General features: G+C 47.4%; 10 protein-coding genes. 1 reads left to right on the top strand and 9 read right to left on the bottom strand.

Annotation, left to right across the window (positions count from 1 at the left end):
• Positions 1–57 precede the first annotated feature (57 nt).
• The 4 genes from MC7420_RS08645 to MC7420_RS08630 all read right to left on the bottom strand — a co-directional run bounded on the left by MC7420_RS08645 (position 58) and on the right by MC7420_RS08630 (position 5,735).
• A complete protein-coding gene (locus MC7420_RS08645; protein WP_006099840.1) occupies positions 58–3,183 on the bottom strand; it encodes a methyl-accepting chemotaxis protein in 3,126 nt (1,041 codons plus the stop codon).
• 77 nt (positions 3,184–3,260) lie between these two features.
• The gene (locus tag MC7420_RS08640; RefSeq protein WP_006099833.1) at positions 3,261–3,791 is read right to left on the bottom strand and encodes a chemotaxis protein CheW; all 531 of its coding nucleotides are present in this window, start codon (positions 3,789–3,791) and stop codon (positions 3,261–3,263) included.
• A 24-nt stretch (positions 3,792–3,815) separates the two neighbouring features.
• Positions 3,816–4,181 (bottom strand): response regulator transcription factor, encoded by a 366-nt coding sequence (locus tag MC7420_RS08635; protein WP_006099778.1) that lies wholly within the window; start codon positions 4,179–4,181, stop codon positions 3,816–3,818.
• Between the two features lie 255 nt (positions 4,182–4,436).
• Positions 4,437–5,735, bottom strand: a complete 1,299-nt coding sequence (locus tag MC7420_RS08630) for a response regulator (protein WP_006099631.1) — start codon at positions 5,733–5,735, stop codon at positions 4,437–4,439.
• A 1,162-nt stretch (positions 5,736–6,897) separates the two neighbouring features.
• Between MC7420_RS08630 and hmpF the strand changes: the two genes are divergently transcribed.
• On the top strand, positions 6,898–8,658 hold the full coding sequence (gene hmpF, locus MC7420_RS08625) for a pilus motility taxis protein HmpF (protein WP_006099807.1): 1,761 nt from the start codon (positions 6,898–6,900) through the stop codon (positions 8,656–8,658).
• A 45-nt stretch (positions 8,659–8,703) separates the two neighbouring features.
• Here the strand turns inward: hmpF and tilS are convergent, their stop codons facing one another.
• The 5 genes from tilS to moeB all read right to left on the bottom strand — a co-directional run bounded on the left by tilS (position 8,704) and on the right by moeB (position 15,948).
• Positions 8,704–9,714: a tRNA lysidine(34) synthetase TilS gene (tilS, locus tag MC7420_RS08620; RefSeq protein ID WP_006099622.1), complete on the bottom strand. Its 1,011-nt coding sequence runs from the start codon at positions 9,712–9,714 to the stop codon at positions 8,704–8,706.
• Positions 9,715–9,888: 174 nt separating this feature from the next.
• Positions 9,889–10,980, bottom strand: coding sequence for a KGK domain-containing protein (locus MC7420_RS34995; RefSeq protein ID WP_006099726.1), 1,092 nt, complete (start codon positions 10,978–10,980; stop codon positions 9,889–9,891).
• A 111-nt stretch (positions 10,981–11,091) separates the two neighbouring features.
• Positions 11,092–12,156 carry a c-type cytochrome biogenesis protein CcsB gene (gene ccsB / locus MC7420_RS08610; RefSeq protein WP_006099717.1) on the bottom strand — a complete coding sequence of 355 codons (1,065 nt, stop codon included), beginning with the start codon at positions 12,154–12,156 and terminating at the stop codon, positions 11,092–11,094.
• 247 nt (positions 12,157–12,403) lie between these two features.
• A complete protein-coding gene (locus MC7420_RS08605; protein WP_006099799.1) occupies positions 12,404–14,140 on the bottom strand; it encodes a DUF3352 domain-containing protein in 1,737 nt (578 codons plus the stop codon).
• A 635-nt stretch (positions 14,141–14,775) separates the two neighbouring features.
• Positions 14,776–15,948 (bottom strand): molybdopterin-synthase adenylyltransferase MoeB, encoded by a 1,173-nt coding sequence (moeB, locus tag MC7420_RS08600; RefSeq protein WP_006099900.1) that lies wholly within the window; start codon positions 15,946–15,948, stop codon positions 14,776–14,778.
• Between the last annotated feature and the right edge of the window lie 34 nt (positions 15,949–15,982).

Here is a 15,982-nt window from a genome sequence, read left to right as displayed (position 1 = left end):
GTCATTTGTCATTTGTCATTTGCCCTTGTTCACTGTTCACTGTTCACTGTCCAAGGACTATCTGCTTTCATTTGATTCCACACGGAAACGTTCTACAGAATTGAGTAGATCTCGTGCCACACCAACTAAGTTTTGCAAGGCACTGGATACCCGTTGGGCTTCCTGAGAGGTTTCTTGGGCAGTTAGTTCAACCGATTGCATGACTTGGGCAACAGCACGGGATGTTTCGGTTTGTTCAACTGTATCCGCTTTAATTGCCCGCACCAAAGCATCAATGCGATTGGACACTTGGATAATATCTTCCAATGCTTGTTTGGCTTGCTCTGCCCGTTTGGTTCCATCAATAACCTGCTGGGTGCCTTCTTCCATCGCCGTCATTACCGACCCGGTTTCGCTTTGAATCTGCATGACGATTTGCTCAATTTCTTTGAGTGCCTTGGCTGAACGATCTGCCAGTTGCCGCACTTCATCGGCAACGACGGCAAACCCTCGACCTGCCTCTCCAGCTCGAGCTGCCTCGATACTGGCATTGAGAGCTAACAGGTTGGTTCGGGATGCAATTGTGGAAATTACGGCGACAATCTTGGAAATTTCCTGGGAAGATTCAGCCAATCGCTTGACTTTTCGGGTTGTTTCTGCTACAGTTTCCCGAATTTGCAAGATGCCTGCCACCGTATGTTCTACCGCGTGACCGCCTCTGTGGGCGACATCCGCAGCGGTGTGGGCAACTTCCTCGGCTTCCCGGGCGGCTTCAGCGACTCGCTGAATGGAGTCGGTCATCACCTGAACGGAGTTGAGGGTAACCGCTAGTTCCTCGGCTTGGCGCAAGGCGTCATTGGATAAACTGCCAGCAAATGCCGCGCTTTCAGTCGAACCCTTGGTCACTTTACGGGCGGCATCTTTTACTTGTTGAACGATTTCCCGCAGATTTTGAATGGTTAGGTTAAAGGAGTCAGCCACTGCTCCCAAAACGTCGGCTGTTACTTCAGCTTGTACCGTTAAGTCCCCGCGTGCAGCTCCTTCAACATCATCTAGCAATCGAATTACCTGGCGTTGCAGGTCTTCTTTGGCTTGCTCTTGTTCTTCGGCTTTGCGGGTGGCTTCACTGGTGGTGGTTAGGATCACTCGCGCCATCTGGTTGAAACCTGAAGCCAGTTGACCGAGTTCTCCCTCGGAGTAGATCGGGACACTGACATTAAGATTTCCCTGAGCAACGGCATCAAACTGGGTTTGTAAATCCACTGTGACTTGTTGAATCTGGCGAGTGGTGATCCGACCCAGAAACAGGGTAATGCCAAAACTAGCCGCAAATGCTGCACCACTGGCTAAAGCATGGGCAAATTTGAGATTCGCGATCGCGGCGGGTTGAGCTTGCCCTTGGGGTACTGAACTTCGCGCAGCAATACTTTGTGCCGAAAAACTGACTAAGGCAACGACAAAAGCGGAGGCAATCCCAGCCGCAAACGACATAATCCACTGTTTATGATGGAGGGAGGCATTTTCAAAGGGAGCCAGCCACCCTTGATCAACATTAACGATAGGTTCATGTCCCCCCTCTTTGGCTTGACTAAAAACTGGGAGTTGTTCAGTTGAGCTACCAATACTGAAAATTTCTTCATCACTATCAACTGAGCGATATTCCTGAGCCGATTGCTGGTGAGCAGCTACACTATCTCGGACGGCATCGCCATTTTCCCTAACTCCCTCACTTTCGCCACCTGTTGGTATGACTCCGCTGTTACTTAAAACATCAAAATCTGATTCACTCGCGCCCGAGTCAGCTAATTCATCCTGATCGTCTATGGCGAAATCGGGAAGAGAGCCTAAATCATCTTCAAATACATCAAAAGCGTCTAAAAAGTCTTTGTCCGTTTCAAGTTCTGAGAAGTTCTCAGCCTCAGCCTCAGCCACTTCATCCATCGTGAATGAGTCATTGCTGAAAGCATCGTCAAAGCTCTCAAAGTCGAAGTGCTCATCGGGAGCGTTAAATCCATTTTGATCGAAGTCTGATTCATCCTGAGTGTACTCCTGGCTTTCAAATGCTTCAATCGCCTCATCTGTTTCCTCAGCCGAATAGTCAAACTCATCGGTATCCGTTGGTAAACTTGCGCCCAACTCCCCTGAATTCATCAGTAGGGTTTCGTCTTCATAAACGGGGTGGTCTTCATATGACTCGTCAATCGATTCATCATGCCAACCCTCCATTTCCTGATCAACGTCCGATAAGTCTTCATCGAAATGGGATTCTGACTCATAAGAGGGTGGATTCTGCTCCTCAGCATTTTCAAATTCAGGGGCACTACCGGGAGGCATGACAAATGTTGCTGCCGTATCATCCTCAGACTCCGCTGAAAAGTCCTCAAAGTGATCCTGATAATCTGCCTCGCTAAAGGGGGTGTCATTTAGATCAAAATCACTCGCTCCTTCCTCATAATTTTCTGGGTAATTTGCCTCGCTAAAGGGGGTGTCATTTAGATCAAAATCACTCGCTCCTTCCTCATAATCTTCATAGTCTACCTCAGCAAAGGGGTTGTCATTTAGATCAAAATCACTCGATGACTCATAAAGATTGTCAACATCACCACTCTCTTCGTCTAAACCGCGCAAGGCAAATGGATTGGATTCATCTACAGAACTTGGCTCATCCGTCGTCTCTGATTCAATAGCTGAACTATCCAGGGGTTCGGCAAAGGGCGAAGATGAGGTTGAGTCAAAATCATCCCCTAGTCCCGCTTCATCTAAATCTAAAGCCCCTAAATCGAAATCCTCAGACTCATCAATTTCTTCCGAGTCTTGCCAGGTTTCTAATGTAGGTATCTCATTCAAATCATCGGTTTCATCAATATCGTGGAAATTGTTATCGAAGTCCTCTGTGGATGGGGGTGAATCGACAGAATCGAATTCGCTGGACAATTGATTAGCATCTTCTAGACCTTTATGGGCATATTCGATAAAATCAGGTTCAGACGTTAAATTAAGAACTTGCTCATAGTGTTCCCGTGCTTGCTCGTACTGCTGTAGACCATAGCAACAGATATGACCCTTAAGTAACAAAGCACTTGGATCATCGGGATACTCTTCAATCAACCGACTAATAAGATCGGCAGCTTCTTGGTATTTACCTTGTGCATAAGCCGTTTGTGCGTGTGTATATTCCTGAACGTAATCTGTACTTGATGCCATTGACCTCCTCCCTTTGCTCACCAGGAAAAAGTAACAAACAAAAGGTTGCTCTCTTTTTCCTTTCTTTTACTGTTCATTCATGCTGCCCACCGCGCTGCTCGTAGAATTGCCACCTGATCGAGAAGTCGTAAAAATTGATTAGATTCTGGATCTAATAACCACTCTCCTTTTAAAAAAGGTGCCATCGTATCCGGAACATTCATTGCCATTTGTAATTGCTCCACATCTAACCAATCCATGTCCACAATTCGCTCCACGGCTAAACCAAGCATTGTATCTTGATCTTCGATGGCAATGACGGGAATTTCTGATCGGTCTGTATTCACAGGGATCGGCTCTCCCAGAAATTGACCCAGATCACCAACCCAGATAACCCGACCTCGCATATTGATCGTCCCCAATAATAAGGGGGAAGCATTAGGGATGGGGGTGATCTGGTTGGGAGATGGCTCAAGCACTTCTTTAATCCCAGTCGCTGGCAAAGCAAATTCCATACCAGAAGGGACGTAAAATCGCAAGTGTAATTCACCCTCAGGACTTTCTAGTTCTTGCAATTCTGGGGCTTGATCTTGACCAGTATCTGTTAAAAAATCCGGATTTCCAACCATTCGCAGCTAGAGTCTTAACTATATTTATGACCTGAGTAGCTGTTTGACTGTGCCAATCAACTCGGTGGGCTGAAAGGGCTTAGCGATGTAAGCATCTGCCCCTTGCTTCATGCCCCAATATCGATCAAATTCTTCGCCTTTTGAAGAACACATGACCACGGGTACATTTTGGGTTTTGGGATCAGCCTTTAAACGACGACAGACCTCGTACCCATTCATACGAGGCATAACAATATCCAATACCACTACATCAGGACGAGACTGCAGAATATGTTCTAAGGCTTCTACTCCATCACTTGCCACAGAGACCGTCAACCCACTGCCTTTGAGGAGGTCTGAGATCATCTGTCGCTGTGCCAAACTGTCTTCTACAACCAAAACTGTACTCATAACCCCCTACCTGACTTGCCAATAAGCGCACGAATTTTGAACGTGAACTGAGCTGTATCGTTGAGCTATACCCTTAAACATAGATAGAGTAATGATTAATGTATCCTTTATGGTAGCTTCATCCTGAACTGATCCCTTTCTCTATTGTGACAGGCTTAACTGCGAAATGGAGCTAGGGCGCATCGCTGTATGAGTCTATGAGGTGATTGTAGCGGAAGAATTACCTTCCTGCGTGTTACATGATGATCACTGTTGTTAAGCCGATGCTGATTTAGTAATATCGGTTGCCTTGACCTCCTCCTCTAGGACTTGGCGGGAACTATCGAAATTCATTTTTTCCGGATCTCCCGGACCTACGTATTTCTCCAATAACATCAACAGCTCACTAGCTCCAAACGGTTTAGTCAAATAGTCCGTTGAGCCTACCATGCGAGCTCTCACACGGTCAATAAAGCCATCTTTGCCCGTCAGCATAATGATTGGAGTTTGTCGAAATGTCGTCGATTGTCGCAACATGCCACACAGTTCATATCCATCGAGTTGGGGCATGACTAAATCACAGAGAATTAGAGCTGGTTTGATTTGGAAGAGTAAGCTGAGAGCTTTGAGGGGATTTTGAATTGCCGTTACTTCATATCCTTGGGCTTGCAGCATATACTCGACGGTTTTGCCCACTGCCTTGTCATCATCAATACAGACTACAGAAGGTGCATGATCTGCACGGGTGGATTCCCAAGGTTGTCGAACGGCGAGGGTTTGTTGAGGTGCTGACGTCAGCAATTGAATCCAACCCCGTTGGATATAGGGGTAAATGGCTCGGGTGACAGTCAGGATGTCACGATTGAGATAGCGAGCCATCTGTCGCAGAGAATTTTTGCCATTCGCCCACCGTTTGAGGGTTCTAAATGCATTCTCCGGTAATGCTGCCTTTAATTTCGTTTCATCCGTAATCAGTGGGCATTGATTAGGGGATTGGATATGGGGATGAAACTGCTTCCACTCCTGGACTTGCTTCATAATCTTGGTCACTAGGGGGGCAATTTCTAAGGTGGTGAGTTGGGGCGCTAAGGCTGGATCAACCTCGAAGACAAAATATCCATTGTGGAGGCTCAACAGGTCAAATAGGGTTTCATGTACCATACTGTGGAGAATGCTGCGCCCTTGAGCTGGCGTGATAATATGGTTTTCTAGCAACGCCCAAAGATAGCCATATTCGGGAGCATTGGTCGAAGCAATCGACGGTTCTTCGATGTCATCCAAAGCTGCTTCAGCTCGATAGCGACGCAGGTAATCGCGCAGTCGTGACAAACTGTGATCACTGTTTGCCGCATAAGCAATTTGTCCGTTGAGAAAAAAAACAAACCAAAATGGTCCAGGGCAACGGGGTGGGGTCGCGAGGTGAGAGCGTCCCTGGATAAATTTATGAGTCAAATCACTACCAGAGTTATGGGTGTGGAAGCTTTGCGCCTCAACTAAAAGTTCTCCTGTGCGCTGACCCAGTTCGATCAGTTGCAGGATACTGCGGATATCAATTTCATTTAACGTTCCCTGCATTTTAAGGAAAATGTACTCCTAAAACCTTGCGTTCAATGCTGAGGCGCGAATGGTCTGTTGGGTTACCAAGTTGCCTGCCATCTTAACCTCAACCCCAACTTGATGCTTTACCACCACCGCTGACTGACCCTGTTAAGATAACATCCAATTAGGTTGGAATGGATCGTTTAACGGATGTGTTTCAACAGAGCAATTTAAACTTTAATTTTAACTTTGCTCAAGAGAGCCATTGGAATTTATAGAAGAAGAGTCAATCAAAACCTCCATGTATTCAGTATAATTGAGGACTCGACTTGCTGTAACACCTCCTGATCAGGCGGATTGGACGGCGGTGAGCGATCGCTGGCGTTAATCACCAATTAGCAGGGTTGGCTAGAATACAGGGACAAGGCAATGGCTTCAGGAGACGAATTAGCTAAATTCAACAAAACAATGCAGCTTGTCCAACGAGGGGTCTCTTAAGCCAAGGCTAAGCATACTCCTAAAACAGTAACCAGAAAACAGCAATCGAGTTATTGAAGCTAAAATTTTATAGCCAATGGAGTAGGATCGAGCAAAAAGCTGGTGTCTGTACCAGCCAAGGACTTATAATCTCTTATAGAAATTCATAACTAATTGTAATACAGCCAAAGTCATGCATCGAGAATGGCTTCGTTCAATAAACTTCAACTACCCCGCGCTACTGACATAGAGCGCGAAGATGGTGAGGAATAGGGGTTCAATCAGCTAAGGCTACTCTGTTCCTAGCTTACCTAAACTTGCCCTTTAAGAAGGGTTGAGTTGGAGATATAGCACTACGCACTAAGGTTAGGACAAATGAAGAAAAATTCAAATCGCTCAATCCCTTGTCAGGTAAGCTTTTGTCTTCACTATTGCAAGAAAGCCTATTGCCTATTCCCTCCCCGCGTAGCGCTATATGTAGCATTTCTCGATCTGTCAGGACTATCCGGTGGTAGCTTAGATTCAGGACAATAATCCAAGACACGGCTACCTCTGTCACTTTCTAAAAGCTAGCATTGTAGACAAAGCTGCTCGGTCTATAAATCAGGGTTAGCTCTGAGAACATCAGGAGCAGTGCGACCAGCAACCCAATCAACTAAGATTTAGTTCAGGTTGGCTTAGTCAAGAATTGGGTACAAGACAAGTAAAGAGGACGATCAGTGTGCTGTATCTAGCAGAAGTCAAAAAGCAGAAAACTGGCCCTTTTGGCGGCAGTAAGACCGAACTCAAACTGCTGGCTTGTCAGCGGAATGATCAGAGTTGGAGCGCTGTCCCAGGTGATGAAATCATCCCAGGAGACGAAGCCGGTGGTATGAGCGATGGGGCTTTGGCAATTGTCAATGTCAGTAACAATCGGATTCAAGGCGAAGTTGAGCCAGCCGGGACGAGACTGGCGAGCATCTTACAAAATTTTTCGCGTCTGTTGGACAAGGCGAAAAGTCAAGAAGAAGAAATTGAACAGTGGAAGCAGTCCTTGACGTATCAAAGTCAAGAACTCAACCGCCGCGAGATGGAAATGGAAGCGCGGTTGGAACAGATGCAAGCCATGGAGGAAGAGGTTGAACAAATCGATCAGCAGCGTCAAGACTTAGAAAGTACGAAAGAGGAAACTGAACGCCTCAGAGAGGAGTTTGATCGAAAACAACAGGAACTTGAAGGCGCTTGGGAACATCTGCGCGGTGAACAGCGGCGTTGGGATGAGCAAAAAGAACAGCTGCAACAAACTTCGGGTTTAAGTGAGGACGATGTTGCGGCGATGCAGGAGTTGCTCGATCGCCTATCGACGGCTGTCGCTCCTACAGATACTGTGCGGGAACAGTTGAATCAAGCGTTTGACATCATTGATCAACAGCAGTCAGAACTAGATAGTGACTGGCAAAAACTAGACAATCAGCGCCAACAAGCAGAGCAACGCCAAACCGAAATTGACGAGCAAGCTGAGGACATTCACCAGCGTAAGCAAGAGTTAGAGCAGGTTCAAACCTCTTATGAAGAGGCACAAGCGGAATTGAAGGTGCAGCGGAATGCCTTGGAGATGAAGCAGGAATCTGTACATTTACTCAGCCTGCAACTTCAAACTCATCAAGAGTTACATCAAGAACTTGCTCGTTTAGCGACCAGTTCAGCCGATGTCAAAATTAGTCAAGAGGTTGACATTCAAGCGCTGGAAAATATGCCCCTAGGTGAACTCCAGGAAATCGTGCAAAATTTACAGCAAGATTTGGAGAGAGTGGTGCGCTTTGTCAACGACCAGGAAGAGGAACTCACATTCCAGCGCCAAGCGGTTGAAGAACTGCAAGATAAAATTAATAATGCGAGTGAGTACGATCGCATTAGTTTGGAAAGTGAGCTAGCCGACGAGCAAGACCGCTACCAAATGTTGGATGAAACCCTCGTCGGTCAACGCCGCAACCTGCGGGAGAGGGAAGAGATTTTAAATCAGCATAATCGAGTTTTACGCCGTCGCCAGGGAATTAGTGAAGGGGGTAGCACCGATACCCATAAAATCGACCTCGGTCCTGTCTTAAACCAGCTCGAGGAACAGCGACAACAGCAGGAAAGCGAACTGGAAAAACTGGAAAACCAAGTTGAGCAAATGCGCCAAAGCATTAGCCAAGCCGAGGAAATGCTGACTCAGCAAGAAAGTGAGCAAGAAACTCAACACTCTGAGTTACAAAACTTGGAAGAAAACTGGCACTCGATGAAACAGGAAGTCGCTGAACTGTGGAGTCAAGTAAATCTGTATCAAGAACTCTTACCGCCCAAGCAAGAGGCTCTGAATCAAATTCGCCAAATCCTCGACGCGATTGCGGAAGCCCTGAATCAAATTCAGGAAGTTGGCGATTATCAACTCCAAGCCATTTCCGAAATGCGGCAAACGGTTGATAGCATGGTGGAATCACCTGAACTGGCGGCTTCCTAGAGCTGAGGGTGTCGGGTGTCGGGAATGTAGGGAAAGCGTGACAGCTTAGTCCCCTTGGCTATTTCGCCAAATAATCCAATCCCCTTCGACTTGAGCGCTTGCCCCTCCGGGAAAGGATGAGGTGCGAGAGCGATTGGGCGCCTCAATTAAAGCCGTAATCGCTTCAATTTGCTCAAAATTGGTAGCTTTCGGTTGGACAATCGTCAGAAACTGCCGAATCGCACGACGTTGTAGGGCGAGATCAGCTTGTCGTAAGATTAAACGATTAAGTTTGAGCGTCGTAGTGGGTTCATTCTCACTCATAGAACCCATGGCTTGCTCTCGCAGCGATCGCGCCGCCGTCTCTAGATACTCCACATCAGCGCGTAACAGTTCCGCTGTATGACCCAGAGCCGTTTCCACCCTCGGATTAAAATGAGTTTTTAGATAAGGCAGTACCTCTTGGCGAATGCGATTACGAGCATAGCGGAGGTCTTGATTATAGGCATCCAACCAAACCGGGAGGTGCTGTTGCTCCACAAACTCCCCCGTTTCTCTACGGGTAACCTCTAGCAACGGGCGTACTAGCTGTACCCCGGCTACCAGAGGACGTTGCCAAGTCAGGGATTGGAGACCATCAACCCCCGTCCCTCGAATCAGATTATACAAAACCGTTTCCGCGCGATCGCTCTGGGTGTGAGCCGTGACTACATATTGATATTGATAGGTTTGGGCAATCTTACCGAGTGCCTGATAACGCCATTGTCGAGCCGCTCCCTCACTTGTAGTCACTTGATCCGCAATTTCCAGATAAAAAGGAATCGCCCAACTCTGAGCCACTTGTTCAATGTGATCTGCTAGCCCCTTGTCGGCGGGCCAACGGTGATCACAATGCGCGATCGCTAATTGCCATTTCCACTTCGGCTGCAAATCTAAAAGCAGTTTCATTAAACAGAGGGAATCTTGTCCCCCCGATACCGCCACCAAAACAGGACGACTTGGCGCTAATAGCTGCCTTTGCTGTAGCGTTTGATGAAGATGGGCGTGAATTAGCGTCCAATCTGAACGTTGAGACATTCGTCATTTGTCATTCGTCATTCGTGAGCGAATAGAGAAAAGGGTGGTGTAGAGTTTTGAGCTAAAATCATAACGGCTCCATCGTCCCCAGCTCCCCCCGCTTCCCCAGCTTCCTCAACTTCCCCAGCTTCCCCAACTCCCCCTGCTTCCTCATTTCCACCAACCTACTGAACGTTACTGATTACTTTGCCAACCTTCTTGACTCATTTCTTGCCAAACATCATCGAGAAGGGAGTCTGTCTCATTGTCCTCCTCTTCCTCTTCCTCTAAGGAGGAAAAATCACCTAAATCAAACTCATCTTCATCACTAGCAGAGGTTTCATCAAAATCGAGTTCCTTCTCACTTTCTGTGGAAATCGATCCCAAATCTAGCAACTCCTCGTCGTTGCTGGTGCTTTCCTCTTCCATCTCCAACTCTTCTTCGATGCTGCTGGAGAGTTCATCAAATTCATCATCAAAGCTAGCTGATGTATCTTCCTCCTCAGCAGAGAGTTCCTCTAAATCACTCTCAAAGCTGACAGGTGACTCTTGCTCTTCCTCAACAGAGAGTTCATCGAAGTCACTCTCAAAGCTGACGGGTAACTCTTCCTCCTCACTGGGAGACATTTCATCGAAATCACTCTCAAAGCTGACAAGTGGCTCTTCCTCCTCACCGGGAGACATTTCATCGAAATCGCTCTCAAAGCTGATGGATGGCTCTTCCTCCTCCTCGGTAGAGAGTTCATCGAAGTCGCTTTCAAAGGTAACAGGTGGCTCCTCTTCTTCTAGCCCCTCCATGGAAAAGCTTGTCCCCTCATCCATGAAGTCACCGAGGCTGTCTTGCTGTTGATCCTCAGCAGATAATTCATACTCATGATCCGCCTCATCCAGACTCATCGACGGCTGTTCTACATCAAAGTCCTCATCCATGCTGATTGAGGACTCTTCCTCAGCCAACTCATCCTCAGTCTCAGTGTCTCCACTGACGGGTGCTACTGGTGTTTCATCCTCAGCCACCTGAGGACAAAATTCCAGATTGATTCTCACCTTGCCTTTTTGCCAGCCACCAGAACTAAATCGCAAGACTTCACAGGAGATACCCTCCTCACTAAACCAGGCATTTTTGTCTTGAGTCCATTCGCTCAATCCATGCTCAAGCTGCGTTTTGATCGCGTCCGCCAATTCGCTTACTCGAAAGGTACGATGCCCAATTAAGATTTGCGCTGATTCGTCAACGGATAAGACTTCACCACTAGCGAGTGGCTCAAACTGATTATCTACGCCCATTTTCCCCGATTAACGTTCTACTTGTGTGCTTAATGATTTACAAATTGGGTCATGCGCTGGATCATCCAGGAGTAAGCGATTTGGTCGTCGCGTTGATTAATCCTGGAATACCTAGAAGAACCAGCCGTAGGAATGCAATCCTTTACCCAATAGATTCACCCCAAGATAACAAATCCAGACTACAACAAATCCTGTTGCCGCTAAAATTGCTGGTCGGCGTCCTTGCCACCCTCGGGTAATGCGAGCATGAAGGTAAGCGGCAAAGACTAGCCAGGTAATTAATGCCCAGGTTTCTTTGGGGTCCCAACTCCAATAGGAACCCCATGCCTCATTTGCCCAAACTGCACCAGCAATAATGCCAATTGTCAGCAACGGAAATCCTAGCCCGATAATCCGATAGCTAATATTATCTAACGTATCCGCTAAGTTTAGGCGTTGGGGAGAAAGGGTGGGAAGGCTAGCCAATTCAGGTGTAGAGGTAACAGCATCCAGAACGGCTGTACTTGTCGAACCTGACGTGTCTTGCCAACTCATCGCCATTGGCCCATTATCACCACTACCCTGGGGCTGAAGGTTATCCTGATTCCGTTTAAGCTGATAGGAAGCCGTCCCCGTTGATTCCGGTTTACGGCGGAAGCCACCTGTACCCACGGAACTCCCTCGCAGTTCAACATTTTGACCCCGAGTCACGACTAAAAAGGCGATCGCTAATAGTGATCCCACCATTAATGTGGCGTAACTGAGCATCATCACGCTGACGTGCATCATCAACCAGTTGGATTTCAACGCCGGAACTAACGGTTCCGCCTGTTGCATATCAGATGGTAGTGACAGGGCGGCAAAGGCGGTAATTCCCATGGCAACTGGAGATGTAACCACGCCCACCCAACGACTCGCGCTCATTTTTTCCGCTACCAGATGCATCGCGGTGATGCCCCAGGCTAAGAAAAATAGGGATTCATAGAGATTGCTTAAGGGAAAATACCCCGCACTCAGCCAACGGGCACCGAGTAAGGCGGCGATACAGAGGTTGGCGATAATCATACCCGTTCCGCCCAAGGTGGGCAGATAGGGGATGTTCTTGAAGGCTGCACCAACCCAATACAGGAGCATGGTGACTAGGAGAACTGCAAATGAAATATTATCTAAGCTGTTTTGGAGTGAAACTAGATCCATAAATACGCTTCTCGACTTAATCGTTTAGAAATGAAATGCCGCGCTTATATTATCCTATCGGGATTGTTGCCCTTGACGAGAGGCGAAAAACATTATCATAACGATTTTCTGGATTGTTGGGGATGGGAGCAGGGGGAGCTGGGGAAGCTGGGGAAGCTGGGGAAGATGAGAGAGATGTGGTTGTAGAGACGTGCCATGGCACGTCTGGGAGATGGGAAAGATTCGAGAGATCTGCCCTTAGAAAACGTCAAGGGGAGGGTATCGGAGAAGAAGGCACCGGAATTGGATTGGACGGTAGTATCGTTTTGAGCTTGACAAATAAATTAAAGCGTGTATTTTGCTGATCTTCGACGGCTGTCGTCAAACCGATCGCGCGGATTGCCTGCATCATCTGATCAAGTTGAGAGGGAAGTTGAGGCAAATTTAAATTATCTCGATTTAAGAGACGCTCAACCTCAATGAAAACTTGACCATTGTGGGGACTGGGTTTGGTGGGTACGATTTGCTGAAACAGTGGTGTTTGAGTCAAGGGGGCTTGGGGTTGAGGAACAATGGCATCAGCAATGGGTGCGCCGAAGGTGAGAAATGCGATATTTCCTTCTAACCAGCCGTGGGTAGCGGTAATGCCTCCTAGGGGAGATGTCCACCGTACCACTGGTTGATTATTAAGTTGGGTGTTTTCCACCGTCAACTGATAGCGAGTTTCCATCACTTGATCAAGCTGCTGGAATGCTTTTTCTGTAGCCGCGCGATCGCTCGATAGAATCATGACGGTGATACCTGCGCCTAGCATGGGTGGCGGCTGGTTTTCTGGGGGTGTGAGCAAATCCTCAGTCGCGGGGATGAGGGCGATTACCCATTCACCTGCCATCCAGGGTAATAAATCCTCTTGTACATCTACGCCCAGAGTTGTCTGTATCCCGGCACTCAGATTCGCTGGGGGAATGGGGATCAGGGGATTAGAGGGGGCGTTTTGGGCGTAACTATTCCACAATTGGGCGAAATTACTACCACTCAGCATTAATCGGGTATTGGCAGGGAGGCGTCTGGGTAAACGACTACTGGTATTTTCAATAGGATAGGCGTTTTGGCTATTCGGTTTCAGCCAAGACATGCCGCGAAAACGTATCCCATCCGACTCCAAGGAAATACTCGTCACCAGCCCTTGCTGGGGTTGCCTTTGAGCCAACTGTTCCGGCGGGAGCGATCGCGCGGAGTTGGCAGCAGCGGTGGCGGTGAACGCAGGTAGGTTTAAGTACACTTGAGCAAACGCCTGGGTGGTGTCAATTGTGGCTAAAGCCTCGATATATCCCGGCGTAGATGCCACAGATTTCACCCCTTTATAGGTGTCAATCACTTGTTCCATGGTTTGGGGATTTGACGTAACCACGACAAACCGTTCCAAAACAGTAACCGAATAGTTTTGGCTATTGGGCTTTTGGGTTTCGCGAATCTGAACCCCGCGATAGGTTCTCTCGCCAAACTGAGTCACTTTCTGAGACGTGGTTTTAGCCACAATTTCTTTAGCGTGGGCAGGGTTATCAATCGGTAAGATGATTAAGTCGGGGAGTTTGATAAACGGTAGCGTGACAGGGGACGTTTGCTCCGGTTCCGTTTCTGGTGCAGATGTACTATCCCCCTGATAGGCAATCATCACCGTTTCATCCAACCACGGCTGGATATCATCCTCGTAGTCGTAGCCGTTGTCTGTTAGCAGATTTTTCTCAAGCTGGGCGAGTTGTCTGACGAACGCCGCTAGAGTGTTGGGTGTGCCATATCGCTGCAATTGTCGCCATTTACTGCTGTCTGTAGACACTAAGGCTGTGATCAGGGTATCTTGAGGAACGAGTTTTGCCCCCACTGGTGCTTTTGCCAGCCAGAGATTGTGTTGTACGAACAGAGAATAGGCGATGACACTCCCACTCATCAGGATAACAATTAGGGCTAATGTTACCCGTAGAACCAGTTTATTTTTTCTCAGCATGAATATTCGTTATTTGTCATTTGTCATTCGTCTTATGTCATTGGTAAAGAGATAAATATAAAGGCTTGGATTTTATGCAGCAAGCCCTAAATAAATTAATCGTATTAGTAGCGAGCAAGATGCTTGCATTATAATAATTTCGCTGGGATTGACAATAACCTTTAAATTACGAACGTTTATCGGGTTCAACTGTTCCCTACAGCCCATGAGTGTCAACTTAAGTCGAATGCCACTGACTGGTATGCTGATGGGTTGAGCGAAGTCGAAACCCACGATGGCGGCGTGGCACAGCTAAAATTGTGGATTAGATTTGACCATTGAATCGGGCGCAAGTCTTTGCGCCCCTACGGTTTCGGGTCTCCCATTCTAATTCATCAAATAAGGTGTGCCACGCCACTACGATCTATCAAAGGTTTCGGCGATTCCCTAATGCTTATTTCAGTGCCATTCAACTTATAGCGCTACGCGCCAGGGAATAGGCAATAGTGTCTTATGCAATAGTGAAGAAAAACTCTTAATCATCAAGGGATTGAGCGATTTGAATTTTTCTTTTATGTCCTAACTAGAGTGCGTAGTGCTATAAGTCCCAGCTCCCCCCGCTCCCCTTGCCATTCAGCTTAAGTTGACACTAATGTTTAATACTCCGGTACAGACGGATCAATTTCCCGACTCCAAGCGGTAATGCCTCCTTTGACATTGATCCCTTCAATTCCGGATTCTTTGAGAATACCCAAGGCTTTAGCCGAACGTCCTCCCATTTTACAATGGGCAATTAAGCGGTGACCATTTAGGAGTTGCTTAACTTTTTCGACACCTGAACCCTGTTCAATATCCGGTAATGGGACTAAAACAGCACCGGGAATTTTAGCAATCTCGTATTCATTGGGATTGCGGACATCAACGAGGACAAAATCCTTGGTTCCACTATCCAACAATTGCTTGAGTTCTTGAACAGTCATTTCTTGAATTGCCATTAACCGTTGCGCCTCCTGTTCTTTGGCTTGGGGAATGCCACAGAATTGTTCGTAGTCTACTAATTTTTCGATAACGGGGCGTACTGGATTGGGTCGCAGTTTCAGTTCCCGGAATTTCATATCCAGGGCGTTGTACAGTAACAACCGTCCGCTGAGGGTTGTCCCCTTACCCAGGATAATTTTAACGGCTTCTGTGGCTTGGATGAGTCCAATAATTCCGGGCAAAATGCCTAAAACGCCACCTTCGGCACAGGAAGGAACCATTCCGGGTGGTGGGGGTTCGGGGAACAAGTCGCGGTAATTGGGTCCATCTTCGTAGTTAAAGACGCTGGCTTGTCCTTCAAACCGCAGGATGGAACCGTAGACATTAGGTTTACCCAGGATTACACAGGCGTCATTGACGAGGTAACGGGTGGGAAAGTTATCGGTTCCATCGACAACCACATCGTAGGGTTTCACGATATCCAGCGCATTCTCGGATGTCAGGCGGGTTTCGTAGAGATCAACTTGACAATAGGGGTTAATTTCTAGAATCCGGGTTTTTGCCGATTGAATTTTCGGTTTCCCTACCCAGGATGTCCCGTGAATCACCTGACGTTGCAGGTTGGAACTATCGACGATATCAAAATCTACGATTCCGATACGTCCGATACCTGCGGCGGCTAAGTACAGTAAGAGGGGTGAACCGAGTCCTCCGGTACCGATACAGAGAACACTCGCCGCTTTGAGGCGTTTTTGTCCCTCTAGTCCAACTTCCGGCAAGATTAGGTGTCGAGAATATCGTTCGTATTCTTCTTTGGTTAGTTGGATTTCTTCCAGATTGGGATTTAACATGGCAATTTGGTAAGATTAGCGATCAGTGATTGGG

Source organism: Coleofasciculus chthonoplastes PCC 7420 (genome assembly GCF_000155555.1).
Classification (GTDB): Bacteria; Cyanobacteriota; Cyanobacteriia; order Cyanobacteriales; family Coleofasciculaceae; genus Coleofasciculus; species Coleofasciculus chthonoplastes_A.
The sequence above is the reverse complement of the archived record's forward strand: the minus strand, read 5'-3'. Positions and strand labels throughout refer to the sequence as shown.

What these genes read in the sequence shown, in the direction of transcription:
- ccsB (WP_006099717.1), bottom strand. Translation starts at nt 12,156, where the DNA reads ATGGATCTAGTTTCACTCCAAAACAGCTTAGATAATATTTCATTTGCA.
- moeB (WP_006099900.1), bottom strand. Translation starts at nt 15,948, where the DNA reads ATGTTAAATCCCAATCTGGAAGAAATCCAACTAACCAAAGAAGAATAC.
- tilS (WP_006099622.1), bottom strand. Translation starts at nt 9,714, where the DNA reads ATGTCTCAACGTTCAGATTGGACGCTAATTCACGCCCATCTTCATCAA.
- MC7420_RS08645 (WP_006099840.1), bottom strand. Translation starts at nt 3,183, where the DNA reads ATGGCATCAAGTACAGATTACGTTCAGGAATATACACACGCACAAACG.
- MC7420_RS34995 (WP_006099726.1), bottom strand. Translation starts at nt 10,980, where the DNA reads ATGGGCGTAGATAATCAGTTTGAGCCACTCGCTAGTGGTGAAGTCTTA.
- MC7420_RS08635 (WP_006099778.1), bottom strand. Translation starts at nt 4,181, where the DNA reads ATGAGTACAGTTTTGGTTGTAGAAGACAGTTTGGCACAGCGACAGATG.
- MC7420_RS08605 (WP_006099799.1), bottom strand. Translation starts at nt 14,140, where the DNA reads ATGCTGAGAAAAAATAAACTGGTTCTACGGGTAACATTAGCCCTAATT.
- MC7420_RS08640 (WP_006099833.1), bottom strand. Translation starts at nt 3,791, where the DNA reads ATGGTTGGAAATCCGGATTTTTTAACAGATACTGGTCAAGATCAAGCC.
- MC7420_RS08630 (WP_006099631.1), bottom strand. Translation starts at nt 5,735, where the DNA reads ATGCAGGGAACGTTAAATGAAATTGATATCCGCAGTATCCTGCAACTG.